Below are 19628 nucleotides of genomic sequence, written 5' to 3'. Positions count from 1 at the left end.
CCCCGAACCAACAAGAACGCGCCCCGGTTTGGAGCCGGGGCGCGTCTGCATTCGGGCCTCGAGCCCGTGGGGGTCAGGCCGCGGCGGCGGGCTTCGGCACCGTCGGTTCACCCAGCGACAGCATCAGCCGATTGGCCCAGTTGAAGAAGGCCGCGCCGTGGATGACGTCCGAGATGGCGTCGTCGTCGAGGCCGGCCGCCCTCAGGCGCAGGATGTGCGCTTCGCCGAATGCGGAGGGCACGTCGCTCAGGGCCACGCTGGCCTGCACGATGGCGTTCCAGCGCTCGTCGCCGAGGTCGGCATCCGTGCCCTCGTCGAGCAGGCGCTGCAGATCTTCGGTGCGCTGCGAGAAATGCGACGAGAAGCGGGCGTGGACCGACGCGCAGTAGATGCAGCCGTTGTGCCGGGAGGTGGCGGCGGCGGCGAGCTCGCGTTCGGCCCGCGGCAGTCCGGCCTGCGGGTTGTAGAAGATGTCCTTGTCGGTCTTGGTGCGTGCGGCCAGTGTGTCCGGGTCCCGCGACAGCAGGCGGAAGTACGGCGACTTGATGCGCGAGGCATCGACCAGCCCGGCGCGATGGCGGTCGGTGAATTCCTCGGGGGGCAGCGGGGGCAGCCATGGCAGCCATTCCAGCTGTGCCTGGGTGAAGGCGACCGGGGGGGCGTTGTCGGGGTGGGCGATGAGGGTGTTGGCCAGATCGGTCATGCGGTACTCCGGTAATCAGGCGGGGGAATGGAGGTGCGGGTGCAATGCGCGCAGGCCCTGGACCACACGGATCTGGAAACTCAGGAATGCCACCAGCTGCGACAGGATGACGATGTCGGTCGTGTCCCAGCCGTTGTCGAGCAGTGCCTGCACTGCGGCGGGACTGGCATCGCGCGGGTGGAACACCAGCAGGTGCACGTGGTCGAAGGCTGCGGCCAGCCGGTTGCCCAGCGCCGGACGAAGCTCGGCCGCCACGGCGTAGCGGGGGCCGTCGGTGTTTTCCACCGTCAGGGGGCCTTCGGGATAGTGGCCGTAGGGGCCGGTGTGCCGTGCCGCTTGCGATGCGGCATCGATGGCCTGCAGCAGGAGCGCCGGAGCGGCTGCATCGTGCAGTCCCTGCTCATAGAACCGCGCGACATCGGGCGAGCGATGCAGCAGGGCGACGAACAATGCGACGGCCTGGCGTTCGAGCCGGCTCACATGGCCCACCACGGGCTTGGCCGGGTGGAACAGCGAGAGGTAGCTTTGCTGGGCGTGGCTGCGCGCCTGCGCACGTTGGGCACGGATGCGGTCGAGTGCATCGCCGGGCTGGATGTCGAGCAGGTGGTCGATCACGTCGTCGACAGCGGGGGTCGGGCGATCGCGCTCGGCGGAGAGGACGGGGGAGGGTGTGGTCATGCGTTGGCTTCAAGAGAAAGATCGAGGCTTGAACGGTGTGTGCCGCCGGCGCGTTCGGACCGGGGCGCAAACCAGCCGAGCGCCGGCGCGACTTCGGTGGCGATGAGTTCGATCGAGCGCAGGATGAAGGCGTGCGGCGGATCGATCGAGTGGGCCTGGAAAACGACGTCGGTGACGCGTTCGAGCGTGGTGTCGGCGCGCAGCGAAGCCACGACGTCGTCGGGTGTGCCCACATGGGCGTCGTAGGCGGCGATGAGCGTGTGGACCGAGGCGCCGGGGTCGATGTCGAGCTTGCCGCTCTGGGCGTGCCGGGCGGCGGTACGGCGCAGGCCTTCGGCTGCCAGCTTCAGCGCCTCGTCCCGGCTGTCGGCGACGAACAGGCTGCGCGAGCCCACGATGCGGGGCGCGTGGCCGGCCGGCAGCGCGGCCAGGTAGGCGTCGACGATGGGATGCTGGATATCGGCCAGCGTGGCGTTCGGTGCATCGGTCGTGCGCGGCTGGGTGCGCGAGAGCATGAGACCGTCTCCTGCCGCCCCGGCCCGGGCGCCGCCGGCGACCGAGAACGTGGCTTGCCACAGACGCCCCAGCAGGGGTGTGGCCGCAGGGTAGAGGCGATCGCCGCCGTCGAGCGCGTCGCCCGCCCAGGCGCGGCGCACGGTCGCCAACTGGCGGGCGAAGATGGCCGACCGGTCGTTGCTGTCCAGGCCGAAGGCGGCGAAGGATTCGGGCGTGCCTCCGGTGCCGACACCGACCTCCAGCCGTCCGCCCGACAGCAGGTCGAGCACGGCGGCATCTTCGGCGACGCGCACCGCGTTTTCGAGCGGCAGCGTGACGATGCCCGTGCCCAGCCGGATGCGGCGGGTCTGGGCGGCCACATGGGCCAGGAACACGAAGGGCGACGGCAGGCCGCCCTCGTGCTCGTGGAAATGATGCTGGGCGACCCAGGCCGAATCGAAGCCATGGGCTTCGGCGTGGCGGATCTGCTCGGCGACCAGCCGGTAGCGTTCGGCGGCCGAGGTCTCGTCAAGAAGCCTGCTGAAGAAGCCCAGGCGCTTGTACGCGGTGCCGGGCAGAGGGGTGTGTCGTGTCATGTGTTGAAGGCTGGGTGAGTTGTTGGTGTTTTTTTCCGGGAATCGCATCGATCAGTTCACGCGTGTAGTCGCAGCCGGGCCGCTCGAACACGTCTTCCACGCGGCCGCCATCGACCTGCCTGCCGTTCTGCAGCACCGAGACGGTGTCGGCGATCTGCCGCACGACGGCGAGATCGTGCGAGATGAACAGATAGGTCAGGCCGAGCTCGCGCTGCAGACGGTCGAGCAGCGCCAGGATCTGGGCCTGCACGGTGACGTCGAGTGCCGAGACGGCCTCGTCGAGCACCACCACGTGGGGCTGCAGCACAAGCGCCCGGGCGATGGCGACCCGTTGGCGCTGTCCGCCCGAGAGCGCATGCGGACGTCGCGACAGCACGGCCGCCGGCAGGCCGACGCGGGCCAGGATGTCCTGCACGCGGTACTGGCGTTCCTGCCGCGGCAGGCGGTCGTAGTTGAGCAGCGGCTCCTCGATGATCTCGTAGATGGTCTGGCGCGGGTCGAGCGACGAGAACGGATTCTGGTGGACCAGCTGAATGCGGCGGCGGGCCTGTCGCAGCGCTTCGCCGCGCAGGGTGGTGAAGTCCAGCCCTTCGATCAGGATGCGGCCCGATGTCGGCCGGCGGAAACCCACCACGTCGCGGATGGTGGTGGTCTTGCCCGAGCCCGACTCGCCCACGATGGCATGGGTGGTGCCGCGCCTGACGCTGAAGGACACCCCGTCGACGGCACGGAAGGCGACGCTTCGTCCGGGCACGTCGAAGGTGTGCACCAGGTTCTCGACCACCACCACGGGCAGTTCGTCGCGCACGCTGGCCTCGGAATCGGCCTGAGCGGGCGCGCGTTGCCGGCCTTGGGCAAGCGAGGGCGCATCGGCCAGCAGCTTGCGGGTGTAGTCGCTGGCCGGCTGGCGCAGCACGTCGAGCGTGGGCCCCTGCTCCTGGATGCGTCCGCCTTGCAGCACGACCAGCCGGTTGGCGCGGTCGGCCGCCACACCCAGGTCGTGGGTCACCAGCAGCACGGCCGTGCCGGATTCCCTTCGCAGGTCGTCGATCAGGTCGAGGATGCGCTTCTGCACCGTGACATCCAGCGCGCTGGTCGGCTCGTCGGCAATGATGAGGGCGGGTTTGAGGGCGATTGCGATCGCGATCAGCACACGCTGCTTCATGCCGCCCGAGAGTTCATGCGGATACTGGCGGGCGCGCAGTTCGGGTTGCGTCAGGCCGACATGGCCCAGCAGCTCGACCACCTGTTTGTCGATGGCCTGGCGTGCCTGCCGGCCCTTGGCCCAGCCATGGATGCGCAGGATCTCGGCAACCTGTTCGCCCACCGTCTGTACCGGGTTGAGCGAGGTGGTCGGATCCTGCGGGATCAGGCTCACGACCGAGCCCCGGATGCTGTCGAGGCGGCGGTCGTTCCAGTGCGAGATGTCGGTGCCGTTGAGCAGGATGCGGCCGGATTCGAGCCGGCCGTTTTCGGCCAGCAGGCCGATGACGGACTGCGCGGTGGTGGTCTTGCCCGAGCCCGATTCGCCGACCAGGGCCACCACTTCGCCCGGCCAGACGTCGAAGCTGACGCCATGCACCACCCGCTGTGCAGGCTGGTGGGCTTCCTGGTAAGCGATCACGACGTCCTGCAGCGACAGCACGGGTGTGCGCGGGGAGAGTTCATGCACCGTGGTCATCGTTGTCCTTTGTGCAGCCCGGCGCTGATGCGGTTGGCGGACAGCACCACCAGAACCACCACCACGCCCGGAACGGTGGTGAGCCACCAGGCGGTGGAGATGTAGTTGCGGCCCTCGGCGATCAGCAGGCCCCATTCCGGGGTCGGCGGCGGGGCGCCGTAGCCCAGGAAGCCCAGCGTGGAAATCGACAGGATGGCCGAACCGAACTGAAGGGCCGCCATGGCGATCACCGACGTCAGCGAGTTGGGCAGCACGTGGCGCCACAGCACCTGCCAGAAACGGCCGCCGCTGCCGAAGGCGGCTTCGACATACTCGGATCGGCGCACCCGGACGACTTCGGAGCGCACCAGGCGGGCGAAGCTGGCGATCGATGCCACCCCCACTGCGATGGCGGCGTTGATGGTGCCGAAGCCCAGGATGATGATGATGGCCAGCGACAGCAGCAGGGCCGGCACCGACAGCAGCACGTCGACGATGCGCATGATGCCGTCGTCGACCCGCCCGCCCGTGGAGCCGGCGATCAGGCCGAGGAAGGTGCCCACGACCAGCCCGACGGCAACCGCCACGAAGGCCCCCGAAAGCGAATGCACGGCACCGTGGACCACCCGGGTGTAGACATCGCGGCCCAGGGCATCGGTGCCCAGCCAATGAGCGGCGCTGGGGCCGAGCAATTGTTGCCCGGCGGTGCCCTGGATCGGGCTGTACGAGGTCAGCAGCCCGGGGGCGACCGCGCAGAGTGCCACGAAGGCGATGATCAGCCAGGCCAGCCAGAGCGTGACCGGTGTGCGGCGCGCACGGCGCCAGGCGTTGCGGATCTTGCCCGGGCCGGGCTCGAAGGCCGGCGGGGGCGACGATGGGGTAAGAGACGGGACTGCGCTCATGGATCAGCTCTCCAGACGGGTGCGCAAACGGGGATCGAGCACGGGGTAGAGCAGATCCACGATGAGGTTGATGAGAACGAAGGAGGTGGCGGAGATGACGACGATGGCCTGCAGCACGGCCGTGTCCTGGTTGCCGACGGCCTGCTGGGTCAGGCTGCCCAGGCCGTTGATGCCGAATACCGCCTCGGTGACGACGGCGCCGGCGAGCAGTTCGCCGAACAGGATGCCGGCGATGGTCAGCGTCGGCAGCACCGCGTTGCGGGCCACGTGGCGCCACAGCACGCCGCGCCGGCTGGCCCCCTTGGCACGCGCCACGGCGACGAAAGGCTGGGCCAGAACGGCGTCGATGTTGCGGATCAGAATCTGCGCGAGCGGCGCGGAGATCGGGACCGCCAGCGTCAGCGTGGGCAGCACCATGCCTTCCCAGCGCCCGGGGTTGATCACAGGGATCCAGCCCAGTCGAAAGGAAAACACCTGGATCAGCATGATGCCCAGCCAGAACACCGGCACCGAAACGAACAGCGACGGCAGCGTCTGCAGAGCCGAGCGCAGCCAGCCGAAGCCCACCTGGTTGGACAGGAAGGCAAGGGCCACGGCCAGGATCAGTGCGGCGACAAAACCCGACAGGGCCAACTGCAGCGTGGGCGGCAGGCTGGTGGCCAGGCTCTGGCTGACCGGCACGCCGGCCTGCATCGAGTAGCCGAAATCGCCCTTCAGGAAGCTGAGCAGGGTGTGGCCGTACTGCTGCCAGAGGGGCGTGTCGGCGCCGTAGGCCAGCCGGATCTCGGCCAGTTGTTCGGGGCTCAACCCGAGCTCGGGGTTGAGGAACTTGATCAGGACTGCATCGCCGGGCAGGAACTGCAGCAGCACGAACGACGCGGTGAAGGCTGCCCAGAGCACCAGCAGGGCCTGGCCGATGCGGCTTGCGAGTTAGCGGGTCATGTTGACGACTGGCCTCGGGAAGGATCAGGGAACGGGGATCAGCGCGGCGCGATCCAGGTGCGGTAGAAGCTGGGACGGCCGACGGCTTCGAAATCGACATCGCGCAGCCACGGGGCACCGGCGAAGACCTGCGGTTCTTCGAACAGCGGGATCACATACGCCTGTTCGATCAGGTAACGCTGCACGTCCTGGGTCAGTGCCAGCCGGCGGGCGGTGTCGGGTTCCTGGGCGATGGCGTCGAACAGGCCGTTGAGCCGGGTGTCCTCGAACGACTTGACCTTCTGGCTGATTCCGCCTTTCTGCAGCAGCAGGTTGCGGTTGGTCGGGTAGTAATTGCTCTTGATCACGTCCGGGTCGGCCCGGCCCACCATGGCGGGGATGAGGGCGGTCTTTTCGGGATCGAGGCTGTCGATGGTCTTGCTGCCGAGATCGCCCGACAGCACATTGAGCTTGACGCCCACCTTGGCCCATTGCTGCGCCACCAGTTGCAGCACCTCGCGATTCTGCAGGTAGTTGAGCGATTCATAGGTCGACAGCACCAGTGGGAGGCCGTCCTTGGCACGGATGCCATCGGCCTGCGGCACCCAGCCGGCTTCGTCGAGCAGGGCCTTGGCCTTGGCTTCGTCGAAAGCCAGTTCGGCGCTGAGGTCCACAAAACCGGCGGCGGTCGACACGATCACGCCCTTGGCCTGCGGGTAGTTGGCGGTGAACAGCGTCTGAACGATTTCCTTGGCATTCGTGGCGTGCAGCAAGGCCTTGCGCACCCGCACGTCGGCCACCCGTTCGTTGTCCGGGCGGAAGGCCAGACTGTCGTTGACGCCGCGTGTCGAGGCCGCGTAGACCGGGAACTTCCGGTCGGTCACGCGCTGCTCGTCGTAGGCCTGGATCTGGCGGATGAAGCCGGCCTGGTTCGACAGCAGGGCGCCGATGCGCACGCTGTCCTCGGGCGTGACGATGATCTTGATCTCGTCGAGGCGCGCGCGGCCCTGGTGATCCAGCTTGGCCGGGCCCCAGGCGTAGTCGTTGCGCGCCTTCAGCGTGACTTCCTTGCCCAGCACCTCGCCGGCGACCACGAACGGGCCGGAACCGACGATGCGGGTGGCGTCGCCCAGTTGATCGATGGACAGCGCCAGGGTCGATTTCGCGACCAGGCCCGAGCCGATGACCGAGGTGCCCTGCAGGAAGCCGGGCGACGGTTTCTTGAAATAGAACCTGACCGTCAGCGGATCGACGACTTCGCTGCGATCGTAGTTGTTGATGACCTCGGAGACCGACTGCTTGAGCGCCTTGTTGCCGAGGCCGAAGGTGTCGAAGTTCAGGGCGACGGCTTCTGCATCGAGCGGCGAGCCGTCCGAGAAGGTGACGCCCGGGCGCAGCTTGAAGGTGTATTCGGTGGCGGTGGCGTTGATGGTCCAGGATTCGGCGAGCCAGGGCTCGATCTCCAGCGTCTTGGGATTCTGGTAGGTGAGCTTGTCGGTGATCTGGTTGAGGATGCCGCCATTGGGGTAAAAGCCGCCGTTGGGGGGGTACAGCGCGTTGTGTGCCTGCTGCTCGAGGTAGACCAGCGTGCCGCCGGTCTGCGGACCGGTCTCTGCGGATTGAGCCGCAGGGGTGCTGTCGCCCGTTTTTCCGCAGGCTGCAAGTGCGACGGCCAGTGCCAGGGTGGCCAGCCGTGCGCCGCGGCCGAAGGTCGCGAAGGAAGAGGTTTTTGTTGTTGTCATAAGAAGCGATGGAACGAGAAGCTGGGGGCAGACGCCTTGCCGGGCAAGGCGGCGATGCGCGTGAAGAAAAACGTGCGAAGACCGGCAGCGCAACGGCTTGCGGCATCGTCTGCACGGCGGGACGTGCGGGCGCGGCGGCGAGGACCTCGCGCCCGGCGCTCAGTGCGGCGCGATCCAGGTGCTGTAGAAGCTGGGGCGTCCGACGGCCTCGAAGGCCACTTCCTTGAGCCAGGGGGCGCCTGCGAAGGCTTGCGGCTCCTCGAAGATCGGGATCACGTAGGCCTGGTCGATCAGGTAGTTCTGTGCGTCCGCCACCAGAGCCAGCCGCTTGGCCGGATCGGTTTCCGAGGCGATGCCGTCCAGGATCGCGTTCAGGCGGGTGTCCTCGAAGGCCTGCACTTTCTGGCTCACGCCGCCTTTCTGCAGCAATGCGTTGCGGTTGCTCGGGTAGAACTGGCTCTTCACCACATCGGGGTCGGCACGGCCCACCATGGTCGCCAGCACCGGGGTTTTCTGCGGGTCGAGGTTGTCGACGACCGAGCTGCCGGCATCGCCGGTGAGCACATTGAACTTGACGCCCACCTTGGCCCACTGCTGCGAGACGAGCTGCAGCGTTTCCTTGTTCTGCGGCTGCGGCAGCGAGACATAGGCGGCCAGCTCGAGCCGCCGGCCTTCCTTCTGGCGTATGCCGTCGGCACCCGGCACCCAGCCGGCTTCGTCGAGCAACTGGCGGGCCTTGGCTTCGTCGTGGCTCAGCTTGGCCGACAGATCGACATACCCTTGCGCGCTGGCGGCCAGCACCGAGGTCGCCTTGGGGTAGTGGCCGGAGAACAGCGTGCCGACGATGGCTTGCGTGTCGGTGGCATGCAGCAGGGCCTGGCGTACCTTCACATCGGCCACGAGGGCATTGTCGGGCCGGAAGTACAGGCCGTTGTTGACGCCGCGGGTCGACGGCGCATAGATGTCGAACTTCTGGTCGGTGACGCGGTTCTCGTCATAGGCCTGCACCTGCCGGATGAACCCGGCCTGGCCCGACAGCAGGGCGCCGATGCGCACGCCGTCCTCGGGTGTGACGATGTACTTGATCTCGTCGAGCCGGGCACGGCCCTGGAGCGGCAGCTTGGCCGGCCCCCATTGGTAGTCGGCCCGCACCTTGAGCACGAGTTCCTTGCCCAGCACCTCGCTGGCGACCACGAACGGGCCGGAGCCGACGATGCGGGTGGCGTCGCCCAGCTCTTCGAACGGGCGCGCCAGCGTGGCGAGCGAAACCAGGCCCGAGCCGATGACCGAGGTGCCCTGCAGGAAACCGGGCGACGGTTTCTTGAAATAGAACTTCACGGTCAGCGGATCGACCACTTCACCGCGTTCGTAGTTGTTGATGACCTCGGACACGGGCTGCTTGAGAGCCGGATTGCCCAGTCCGAAGGTGTCGAAATTCTTGACCACGGCTGCGGCGTCGAGCGGCGAGCCGTCCGAGAAGGTGACGCCCGGGCGCAGCTTGAAGGTGTATTCGGTGGCGGTGGCGTTGATGGTCCAGGATTCGGCGATCCAGGGCTCGATCTCCAGCGTCTTGGGATTCTGGTAGGTGAGCTTGTCGGTGATCTGGTTGAGGATGCCGCCGTTGGGATAGAAACCGCCCGCCGGGGGATACAGGTTGGTGTGGGCCTGCTGCTCGAGGTAGACCAGCACGCCGCCCGTCACCGGCGCGCTGCTGTCGGCTGCCGCCGCGGCGGGCGACCCGGCTTCGTTCTTGGAGCACCCGGCGAGCAGGCCCGCACTGACGAGGACGGAGAGGCTCAACGAGGCCAGAACGGAACGGCGCGAGAAGGACGACAGCACGGGGTACTCCAGGATAGATCGGCCCAGCAGCCGGTGTCGAGGACACGGACTTGACTGGAAAGATCGGTATCGTGCTGCCGTCGTCTTACTATGTACAGGTATGAATAATCAGTTTTTAATTCGTTTTTCAGATAAGCCGTCACAGCGGTTCCGCTACGCCCGGCGTGCGGGTACCGGCGGTGCGACATAGCCGCCATGCCTGTCGCCGTACAGCTCGGTGAACCTGATGGCGGTGTGGTCTTCGAAGTAAGGCCCGATGGCCTGTGCCCCGATCGGCAGGCCTTCGTCGTCCAGTCCCAGCGGAAAGCTGGTGGCCGGCAGACCGGGCAATACCGGCAGACCCGCCCAGTGAAACAGATCGAAGAACCGGAGCGGCCGCAGGCCTTCCGGAAACCGGACGGGGAAACGGCGTTCGTCCTTGGGTTCGCTGTGGTCGTGCCGGAAGGCCGGCGTGGGGGCGACGGGCGTGACGATCACGTCGACCACGGCGAACAGGCGCTCCCACTGCAGACGAAGCTGGTGGCGGTGTTCGTTGTCCTGCAGCCATTGCGCATGCGACAGGGTGGGTGCACGCAGCCAGGCTGCATCGGCGCTGCGGTCGTCCGCCGGCAGCGCGGCCAGACGGCGTTGTGCCGGCGCACTCAGTGCGGGCGGCGTCGGCAGCGAAGAGCCCAGCAGGCTGCGATAGGTGCGGTGCTGGGCGGCCAGATCGGGCAGCAGCCCGGCCGGCAGGTCGTCCGGGCGCAGCACGGCGATACCGTCCTGCCTCAAGGCTTCGGTCACCCGGCGTACCGATTCGTGCTCGGTCAGGCTGGGGTCGGTACCGGGCCAACGGTCGATGACCAGCACTCGAAAATCGCCCAGCCGTGCATGGCGTGCCGCAGGCAGGCGCACCTGCCGTGCCTTGTTTTCCAGAGGGTCGCGGTTGAGCAGCAGATCGAGGGCCAGGCTCAGGTCGCCGGCCGTCCGGGCCAGCGGGCCGCCGACGGTCAGGTCGCGGTCGGCGATGCGGCCCGAGGGCACGCCCGTGCCGCGCATCGACACCAGGCCGTAGCTGGGCTTGTGGCCGTAGACGCCGCAGAAATGGGCCGGAATGCGGATCGAGCCGCCGATGTCCGAACCGAGTTCGAGCGCCACGTAGCCGGCGGCCACGGCCGCAGCCGATCCACCCGACGATCCGCCCGGCGTGCGTGCCGGATCCCACGGGTTGTTGCTCTGGCCATGGATAGCGTTGTAGCTCTGCAGATCGGCGAGGGCCAGCGGGACATTGCTCTTGCCGATGATCACGGCACCGGCTTCGCGCAGGGCGGCTACGGCGTGGGCGTCTTCGGTGGCACGGTTGTCGGCATAGGCCGGGTTGCCCGAGCTCGTGACCAGCCCTCGCACGTCGAACGACTCCTTGACGCTGACGGGGACCCCCAGCAAGGGCAGGCGTTCACCTCGCGCCAGTGCGGCATCGGCCTTCAGGGCTTGGGCGCGGGCCCCTTCGATGTCGAGCTGGGACAGCGCATTCAACGCGGGCTCGGCTTGCCGGATGCGCGCCAGCGCCTGTTCGAGCAGGTCGCCGGCAGACAGGCGGCCTTCGGCCAGCGCCTGGGCCTGCTCTCGCGCACTGGCGTAAGCCAGGTCCTCGGGCGGCGAGACCTGGGGCGCCGGGCCGGGCCGATCGGCCGGATGCCGTGCTTGGGCCTGCAGCTGGGTCTGCAGTTGGGCCTGCAACTGGCCGTGCGGTGGGGTCGTCATGCCTCGCCCCTCACTTGCGCGGTTCGATCCAGGTGTCGGAGAAGTCCCCGGCGGTCAGGTCGATGCTGTTGTTGAGCCCATGCACCCGTTTGCTGTAGACCTGCAGGGCCGAGGGCACGGTGGCGATGGGCAGCACGGGCAGGTCGCGGCCCACGATGCGCTGGATTTCCTTGAACTGCGCCGCACGACGGCTTTCGTCGGTCTCGACGGCAGCCTGGGTGAAAAGCGCGTCGACGCGGGGGTTGACGTAATGCGAGGCATTGATCCAGATCAGCGGATTCTTCACACCGTCGCCCCAGTAGATGCGCTGCACGCCGACCGTCGGGTCGAACAGTCGGCCCAGACCGTTGAGGTTGATGTCGAAGTCGCGCGCGGTGTAGGCGCGCTGCAGGAAGGTAGGCAGATCGCCGTCGAGCACGGTCACACGAATGCCGACCCGGTTGAGTGCGGCACGCAGGTAGTCGGCGCTGCGGCGGAAATCGGCGCCCGGGATCAGCGTGAGCTTGAGGTCGAAACGCGGTCCGCTGCCCTGGCGCGGGTAGCCGGCCTGGTCCAGCAGTTTGTTGGCGGCGGCCACGTCGTAGCCGTAGTCGAAGGCGCTGGCGTCGTGGTACGCGCTGAGCACCTGGGGAATCGGCGAATCGACGACCTGTGCGCGCCGGTAGTAGACCTTTTCGGCGATGAAGTTGCGGTCGATGGCGCGCGCGATGGCGTGTCGGACCTCGGGTTTGGCCAGGATCGGGTTCTCGACATTGAACTCCAGGAACGAGGCATTGTTGAGGAAACCGTCGTAGGTGTCGTCGATGGCCAGCTTGGGGTTGTCGGCAAGGCGGTCGAGATCCGCCAGGCCCACGTTGAGTGCCGCATCGACTTCGCCGGTCTCGACGGCCGCGGCCAGCGCCTGGGCGTCGGTGATGAAACGGAAGATCACGCGGTCGAGGTGAGGTTTGCCCTGGCGCCAGTAGCTGGGGTTCTTGCGCAGCACCAGGTGGCTGCCGCGCACCCACTGCTCGAACACGAAGGGGCCGGTGCCGATGGGCGCAGTGATGTTGGGGCTGGCCAGCGGGTTGCCATCGGCATAGCGGTGCGCCGGCACGATGGGCAGCTCGGCCGACGACAGCGACTTGAGCAGGTAGGGCGCCGGCTTGCGCAGCACGATGACGGCGGTGAGCGCATCGGGCGTGTCGACACGCTCGACGTTGGCCAGCGTGATCTTGCCGCGTGGGCCCTGTTTCTGCTGCGTGAGCACGGAATAGCGCACGTCGGCCGACGTCAACGGCTGGCCGTCGTGGAACTTCACGCCTTCGCGCAGCTTGAAGGTGTAGCGCAGGCCGTCGCCGCTGACGTCCCAGGCCGTCGCCAGCAGAGGCTGGGGATTGAACTGGGCGTCGTAGCGCAGCAGGCCTTCGGTGATCTTGGCGCTGACGTTGCGGTTGTCGGTCTTGGTGTCGAGAAACGAGACCAGCGAGGTCGGTTCCTGGAACACCGCATAGGTCAGCGTGCCGCCGTCGACGGGAGACACGGCCGTTGCAGCACCCGGCGCCGCGCCGGAGGTTGCCGCCCAGAGGGGCGTTGCCAGCAGCGGCAGTGCCAGCGAGGCAGCGATCGCAAGACGACGGGAAGTTGAGGGCTGGGGGTAAGACATGCTGGATGAGGTGAGAGAGACAAAGCCAGCCAGCAAGTTACACGCAGCCCGAAAAGAGGGCTGCTACCCTTTCGGCTATGCATATTCAGTGCACTGCCGGCTGGGCAGCGCCCTTGTTTTCAGGCCAGCCCCAGGTGGCCGCGCAGCGTGGTTTCACTGTATTCGGTGCGGAAGAGTCCGCGTCGCTGCAGGATGGGCACGACCTCGTCGACAAACGCCTCGAGTCCGTCCGGCAGCACATCGGGCATCAGGTTGAAGCCGTCGGCCGCTCCGGCTTCGAACCAGCGCTGGATGTCGTCGGCAATCTGCTCCGGCGTGCCCACGATGACGCGATGCCCGATGCCGCCGCCGAGCTTGTAGAGCAACTGACGGAAGGTCAGGTTGCCCTCGCGCGCGAAGTTGAGCGTCGATTGCGCGAAGGTCGTGCCGCCCTGGGCTGGAATGGGCACGTCCGGGAAGGGCGCGTCGAGATCGAGTCCGCTGAGGTCGGTGCCGAAGGTCTGGCTCACGCGCTGCACGGCGAAGTCGATCGGGATGAGCTCGGCCAGTTCCTGTTCGCGGCGGCGCGCTTCGGCCTCCGTGCTGCCGATCACCGTGGCCAGGCCGGGCAGCACGACCAGTTCGTGGGGGCGGCGTCCGTAGGCCACGGCGCGGGCCCGCAGGTCGGCGGCGTAGGCGGCCGACTGTTCGATGTTTTCTCCGACGCTGAAGACCACCTCGGCGTGCCGCGCGGCCAGGTCTCGTCCGGCCCCCGATCCGCCGGCCTGTACAAGCACCGGCTGCCCCTGAGGCGAACGGGGCACGTTCAGCGCGCCGCGCACCGAGAAGAAGTCGCCTTGGTGTTCGATGGGATGCACCTTGCTGCCGTCGATCAGGCGCGCACCCGCCTTGTCGCCCACCCAGGCATCGTCGTCCCAACTGCGCCAGAGCTTGCGCACCACCTCGGTGAACTCCTGGGCGCGCTGGTAGCGGTCGGCATGCGCCTGCTGGGTCTGGCCGAAATTGGCCGCGGCCGACGGATCGGACGTGGTCACCACATTGAGGCCGGCACGGCCGCGGCTGGCGATGTCCACGGTGGCGAACCGCCGGGCGATGTTGTAGGGCTCGTTGAACGACGTCGAGGCCGTGGCGATGAGCCCGATGTGGGTGGTGTGGGCCGCGATGGTGCTGAGGACGACCGTCGGTTCCAGCGACAGGAAGGGCCGGGCATCGAAGCCCGACTCCAGGGCCGGGCGATCGGCCAGGAAGACGGCATCGAACTTGCCCCGCTCGGCCACGCGTGCGGTGCGCACGTAGTGGTCGATGTCGAGGAAATCCCGAGGCCGTGTCTGCGGCATGCGCCACGCCGAGGCATAGAAGCCCGCGTGCAGGATGTTGATGTTCAGGTGCAGTTGGCGCGGCTTGGAGCCGGCGGGCGGTGCGGAGGCCATGGCGTGTGTTCCTGCGGTATCCGTGTTGTGTTTCAAATGCCGGTCGATGGCGGGCACGAGCGCGCTCAGCGCACCAGCCAGACGTTGTAGAACCAGGGGTAGGAGCGGGTCTGCCCGAAATCGCGCACATCCGGGCTGAGCACGAAGAGCTGGGTGTCTTCGAGCAGCGGGATGACGTAGGCGTTGTCGATGAGGTAGTCCTGCAGTTCGCCCAGGGCCTGCGCACGCCGCGCCGGATCGTTGATGGCGATGTGTTCGGTCAGCAGGCGGTCCAGCTCGGCATCCTTGCCGCCGAGCGAGAAGCGGTCGCTGTAGGCGCTGTGGTACGACACCGTCAGCGTGAACGGGTCTTCGGACGGCCAGCCGTTGCGGCGCAAGGCCACGGACGGATCGCTGCTGACCGTGGGGTAACTCGAGTAGTCGGTTTCCTTGATGGTGAGCTGCACGCCGATCTTCGAGAGTTGCCACTGGATCAGTTGGTAGAGCGGACGGGAGGTGTTGTCGTAGACGTCGACATAGATGTTGAAGGCCAGCGCCTTGCCGTCCTTGGTGCGGATGCCTTGCGGATTGCGTCCGGTCCAGCCGGCTTCGTCGAGCAGGCGATTGGACACGGCCGGGTCGTAGGCGAACTTGGCCGATTCGTCCTTGAAGCCGATGGTGCCCGGCGACAGCACGCTCTGCGCGGCTTTCCAGTTGTCGGTGTAGAGCTTGGAGACGATTTCCTGGCGGTCGATGCCGCGCAGCAGGGCGCGCCGGACACGGATGTCGTCCACGAAATCCGCCTTGAAACGCACCTCGAGGAAGTTGGCGGCACCCGGCGTGCGCACGCCCACCACCTGGAACCCGCGTGCGGCGAGGCCGCGTTCTTCGCTGGGCTGCACGTAGCGCAAGGCGTGTCCCTGGCGTGCGCGCACCGCGCCGAGCCGCACGCTGTCCTCTTCGACCGGGATGATGGTGAGGCTGTCGATATAGGTTTCACCCTGGTTCTTGGCCGTCTCGGGGGCCCATGCATAACCCTTGCGGCGCACGAGCACGGTCTCCTTGCCCGGGATTTCGGACTTGGCCACGAACGGGCCGCTGCCGATGAGGTTGGTGACGATGGCCTGCTTTTCACGGCTGGCGTCGATGGTGGCATGGGCGACCAGTCCTGCCTTGGGCGCCGTGAGTTGCTGCAGGAAGACGGCATTGGGTGCGGCGAGCTTGACGGTGACCGTATGGGCCTGCTCGTCGGTGGCGACCGATTCGATCTTGGGAAACCACGAGTTGCGCGGAATGCCCTTGGCTTTGTCGCCCTGGGCCTGCCACTCGAGGTTGCGCTTGACGCTGGCCAGATCCAGCGGCGTGCCGTCGCTGTAGCTCACGCCCTTGCGGATGGTGAAGACATAGGTGGTGCCGGCGGCATCGACCGTCCAGCGGGTGGCGATCCAGGGCTTGAGTTCGAGGGTCTCCGGATCCTTGAAGAGCAGTCGGTCGAGCACCTGGTTGATGACCGCGCTGGTCTGCCAGAACGACGAGCCGGTCAGTTGGAACGAGGTCGTGCGCTCGGCATCGAGATAGATGAAGTCGCCGCCTCGCCGGGGCTTTTCGGCCGGTGTGGAGGCCGACAGTTTGACGCCGGTCGTCGCGGCGTGGATGTGGGGGGCGGAGAGCAGGCCGAGGACCAGGCCCAGGGCGGTCAGGGCCGCGCGGGCCGTCGATGGCGCGGACATCGAAGCCGCGCGCAGGGAAAAGCGATTCATGTCGGAAAATCCGTTGTCAGGTCAGGGGAAAAGAAAACCGGTGTCCGGGCGGGCGCCGTTCAGGCTGCGCTGCGCAGTGCGCCTTGGCCCGGGATCGCGCCGATGAGCCGCTGGGTGTAGGCATGGGCGGGCGCGTGGAAGATCTGCTGGGCACGCCCGGTCTCGACCCGGCGGCCGCCTGCCAGCACCGAGACCTCGTCGGCGATCTGGCGGACCAGGCTGAGATCGTGTGAAATGAAGAGGTAGGTGAGGCGGTAACGCGCCTGCAGCTTGAGCAGCAGCTCGATCAACTGCGCCTGGACGCTGACGTCCAGGGCCGAGGTCGGTTCGTCGAGCACCAGGATACGGGGTTGCAGCACCAGCGCCCGTCCCAGCGCCACGCGCTGCCGCTGGCCGCCCGAGATCTCGCGCGGACGGCGATCCAGGATGTCTGCCGGCAAGGCGAGCTGATCGAGCATGTCGCGCACCAGGTCGAGGCGTTGTACACCGTTCAACGGGGCGTGGATGCGCAGAGGCTCCTCGATCACCTGGCCCACGGTGTAGCGCGGATCCATCGCCGCCAGCGCGTTCTGGTAGACATACTGCAGCGCGGCAGCATGGTGGTTGCTGGCGGGCGGCTCGGACGGCAGCGTCCGGCCCAGCACATTCACTCGCCCCTTGCTGTAGCCCAGCAAGCCCGAGACGATGCGTGCCAGCGTGGTCTTGCCCGAACCCGATTCGCCGACCAGCGCGTGGATCGAGCCGCTCGCCACGTCCAGATCGACCGCATCGAGTGCAGGCGACTGCCCAGGGGCGCCCGGGTAGTGCTTGCCCAGGCCTTCGACCACGATCGCGGGCGGTTCGGCCACCAGGGCCAGGCCGGGTTTGCGCAGCGCGGCGTAGCGCGAGGGGGCCAGCGCGGGCGCGTCGCTCACCAGCTTGATGGTGTAGGCGTCGCGCGGGGCCTCGAGCACCTGCTGCACGGGGCCTTTTTCGACAGCCCGGCCGCCGCGCAGCACCACCAGTTCGTCGGCGCGGTCATGGGCCAGCGCCAGATCGTGGGTGATGAACAGCACCGCCAGTTCACGTTCTCGCTGCAGGTCGCCGATGAGGTCCAGCACCGTCTGCTGCACGGTCACGTCGAGGGCGGACGTGGGCTCGTCGGCGATCAGCAGAGAGGGGTTGGCAGAGATCGCGATGGCGATCAGCACCCGCTGCAACTGACCGCCGGACAACTCGTGCGGATAGGCGTCGTACCGTCTTTCGGGCTGGTCGATGCCGACCCGCTCGAGCAAAGCCACGGCCTGGCTGCGGGCGTCGTACCGCTCGGCCACCCGGTGCAGCCGCAGCGCCTGGGCCAACTGGTCGCCCACGCGCTGCAGGGGGTCGAGCGAACTCAACGGATCCTGTGGCACGAAGCCGACCACGCGGCCCCGCAGAGGCAGCCACTGGCGCCGGCTGTAGTGGGTCACGTGTTGTTCGCCGATGTGCACCGAGCCCGAGAGCACGCGGCCGTTGGCCGGCAGCAGCCCGGCGGCGGCCAGCGCCAGTGTGCTCTTGCCCGAGCCCGACTGCCCGACCAGTGCCAGGGTCTGCCCGCGTTCCAGCTCCAGGCTCACGCCGTGGACCACGGCTTCGGGTGCCGAACCGCCGGGGCGCACATAACCGGCGACGAGTTCCCGCACGGACAGCGCAGCCGGTGCGCGTTCTACGATCTGTATGGACATGGATGCGTTACCCCAGGATGTTGCGCAGCAGGCGGCTGGCGCGGCCGATGGCGACCACGGTGACGATGATCACGAGGCCCGGCAGCAGCACCATCCAGGGCGACGACACGACGTACTCGCGGCCCTCGGCGACCAGCAGGCCCCACTCGGGTTGCGGCGGCGGCGCGCCGTAGCCCAGGAAACTCAGCGAGGCGATCCACAGGATGGCGGAGCCGAACTGCAGGGCGGCCAGCGTGAACACGGCGGAGTAGGAATTGGGCAGCACGTGGCGGCGCAGCACCTGCCACTTGGTCTGGCCCAGGTGGCGGCTGGCTTCGACGTAACCCAGCTCCTTGATGGTCAGCACTTCGGAGCGGATCAGCCGCGTGAACACGGCCACCGACGACACGCCGACCGCAATGGCGGCATTGATGGCGCCGAAACCGAGCGAGACCACGATCACCATCGACAGCAGCAGGCCGGGGATGGAGAGCAGCACGTCCATGGCCCGTCCGACCAGGGCGTCGATCCAGCCGCCGAAGTAGGCGGCGGCCAGGCCGAGCACAATGCCGACGCCCAGGCCGATGAGCACGGCCACCAGCGAGCCGGCGAGGGTGCGTCCGGTGCCGAACAGCACCCGCGAGAGCAGATCGCGGCCCAGATAGTCGGTGCCGAAAGGATGTTGCCACGAGGGCGCCAGCAAGGTGGCCGAGGGATCGGGCAACAAGGGGTCGTAAGGGGTGAGCCAGCCCGGCACCACGATGGCGGCCGCCAGGACCAGCAGGAAAGCCAGGGCCAGGATGTCGCCGGTCTGCAGCCGCTTGGACGTTCGGCCGTGGCGCGTGAACCAGGCCGCGACAGAGGCCCACTGCGGTTGGCGGACCGGTCCCTTGCCGGTCTTGTCGAGGGCGGGCGAGAGCGACTCAGCCATGGGCGGCCTCCTTGGCCAGCGGCCGGCGATACAGGGCGATACGCGGATCGATGAGCGGATAGAGCAGGTCGGTCAGCAGCACGATCAGCACGAAGACGGTGGCCACCAGGGCCACCACGGCCAGAATGACGGGGGTATCCTGCTCTCGCACCGCCTGCTGGGTCAGAAACCCGATGCCGGTCCGCGAGAATATGGTTTCCGTGATGACCGAGCCGGCCAGCAATTCGCCCACGGTCAGGCCCAGCAGCGTCAGGGCCGGAATCGCGCTGTTCTTCAGGACATGCCTGAAGATAATGGTCGATTCACCCAGACCCTTGGCCCTGAGAATGTTGATGAAGGGTTCCTGGTAGTTTTTCTGGAAACCCTGAATCAACACCTGGGCAATCGGCGCCGAGACCGCGAGGGCCAGCGCGGTGGCCGGTAGAATCACCGATTTGAATCCTTCGTCTCGAATCGAGGACACCCATCCCAGTCCGAATGAGAAGATCTGCAGCAGCAGCACGCCCACCAGAAAACTGGGTGTGGAGAGCAGCACGGCCGGCAGTGATTCGAACCCTGCACGGAGCGTGGGCCAGGGCGAAAAGACCGCCAGCAGCGCAATCGCCAGAGACAGCAGAATCGACAGCAGCAAAGCGGTGGATGCGAGTGCCAGCGTCTGGGGAATGGCTTGCGCGATGAGGGCGGAGACCGGTTTGCTGGTCGTCAGCGAATAGCCCCAGTCGCCGTGCAGCAGCCGTTCGACGGCGATCACGAATTGCTTGAGCGCGGATTGGTCGAGGTTGTAGTACTGGATCAGGACCGCGGCGTCGGCCGCCGGCAGGGGATTCTGAGGGTTTTCGATCTGCTGGCGGATGGGGTCGCCAGGCAATATGAAAAGAACAAAAAATACAAATGTATAAGTCAATGCAATCACCACGGC

The 19628-nt window shown here is 67.4% G+C and carries 15 protein-coding genes; all 15 read right to left on the bottom strand.

The genetic code is table 11. The features are described 5' to 3' along the window. Positions 1 to 73: 73 nt before the first annotated feature. On the bottom strand, positions 74 to 703 hold the full coding sequence (locus EC845_RS03180) for an alkylhydroperoxidase domain protein (RefSeq protein ID WP_199739711.1): 630 nt from the start codon (positions 701 to 703) through the stop codon (positions 74 to 76). A 15-nt stretch (positions 704 to 718) separates the two neighbouring features. Further along, on the bottom strand, positions 719 to 1381 hold the full coding sequence (locus EC845_RS03175; RefSeq protein ID WP_123295755.1) for a CMD domain protein: 663 nt from the start codon (positions 1379 to 1381) through the stop codon (positions 719 to 721). Further along, positions 1378 to 2472, bottom strand: a complete 1095-nt coding sequence (locus EC845_RS03170) for a putative FMN-dependent luciferase-like monooxygenase (RefSeq protein WP_123295754.1) — start codon at positions 2470 to 2472, stop codon at positions 1378 to 1380. The genes EC845_RS03175 and EC845_RS03170 overlap by 4 nt, the downstream gene beginning before the upstream one ends. After that, entirely contained in the window at positions 2405 to 4153 is a 1749-nt protein-coding gene (locus EC845_RS03165) for an ABC transporter ATP-binding protein (protein WP_123295753.1), read from the bottom strand. Before EC845_RS03165 ends, EC845_RS03170 begins: the two co-directional genes overlap by 68 nt. After that, on the bottom strand, positions 4150 to 5034 hold the full coding sequence (locus tag EC845_RS03160) for an ABC transporter permease (RefSeq protein ID WP_123295752.1): 885 nt from the start codon (positions 5032 to 5034) through the stop codon (positions 4150 to 4152). The genes EC845_RS03165 and EC845_RS03160 overlap by 4 nt, the downstream gene beginning before the upstream one ends. Before the next feature lie 3 nt (positions 5035 to 5037). Further along, a complete protein-coding gene (locus EC845_RS03155) occupies positions 5038 to 5934 on the bottom strand; it encodes an ABC transporter permease (protein ID WP_233597916.1) in 897 nt (298 codons plus the stop codon). Positions 5935 to 6014: 80 nt separating this feature from the next. Beyond that, positions 6015 to 7697: a TIGR04028 family ABC transporter substrate-binding protein gene (locus EC845_RS03150; RefSeq protein WP_123295750.1), complete on the bottom strand. Its 1683-nt coding sequence runs from the start codon at positions 7695 to 7697 to the stop codon at positions 6015 to 6017. Positions 7698 to 7856: 159 nt separating this feature from the next. Then, positions 7857 to 9536, bottom strand: a complete 1680-nt coding sequence (locus EC845_RS03145) for a TIGR04028 family ABC transporter substrate-binding protein (RefSeq protein WP_123295749.1) — start codon at positions 9534 to 9536, stop codon at positions 7857 to 7859. 153 nt (positions 9537 to 9689) lie between these two features. Further along, positions 9690 to 11279 carry an amidase gene (locus EC845_RS03140; RefSeq protein WP_123295748.1) on the bottom strand — a complete coding sequence of 530 codons (1590 nt, stop codon included), beginning with the start codon at positions 11277 to 11279 and terminating at the stop codon, positions 9690 to 9692. 10 nt (positions 11280 to 11289) lie between these two features. Continuing rightward, a complete protein-coding gene (locus EC845_RS03135; RefSeq protein ID WP_123295747.1) occupies positions 11290 to 12924 on the bottom strand; it encodes an ABC transporter substrate-binding protein in 1635 nt (544 codons plus the stop codon). 119 nt (positions 12925 to 13043) lie between these two features. Then, entirely contained in the window at positions 13044 to 14354 is a 1311-nt protein-coding gene (locus EC845_RS03130) for an LLM class flavin-dependent oxidoreductase (RefSeq protein ID WP_123295746.1), read from the bottom strand. 65 nt (positions 14355 to 14419) lie between these two features. Further along, positions 14420 to 16093: an ABC transporter substrate-binding protein gene (locus EC845_RS03125; RefSeq protein WP_123295745.1), complete on the bottom strand. Its 1674-nt coding sequence runs from the start codon at positions 16091 to 16093 to the stop codon at positions 14420 to 14422. A 59-nt stretch (positions 16094 to 16152) separates the two neighbouring features. Then, positions 16153 to 17799 carry an ABC transporter ATP-binding protein gene (locus EC845_RS03120; RefSeq protein ID WP_123295744.1) on the bottom strand — a complete coding sequence of 549 codons (1647 nt, stop codon included), beginning with the start codon at positions 17797 to 17799 and terminating at the stop codon, positions 16153 to 16155. A gap of 7 nt (positions 17800 to 17806) precedes the next feature. Then, the gene (locus tag EC845_RS03115; RefSeq protein WP_123295743.1) at positions 17807 to 18709 is read right to left on the bottom strand and encodes an ABC transporter permease; all 903 of its coding nucleotides are present in this window, start codon (positions 18707 to 18709) and stop codon (positions 17807 to 17809) included. After that, positions 18702 to 19577, bottom strand: coding sequence for an ABC transporter permease (locus EC845_RS03110; protein WP_199739710.1), 876 nt, complete (start codon positions 19575 to 19577; stop codon positions 18702 to 18704). The genes EC845_RS03115 and EC845_RS03110 overlap by 8 nt, the downstream gene beginning before the upstream one ends. Positions 19578 to 19628 lie beyond the last annotated feature (51 nt).

It is taken from the genome of Comamonas sp. BIGb0124 (assembly GCF_003752175.1).
GTDB lineage: Bacteria > Pseudomonadota > Gammaproteobacteria > Burkholderiales > Burkholderiaceae_C > Comamonas_F.
This window is presented reverse-complemented; position numbering and strand designations above follow the sequence as displayed.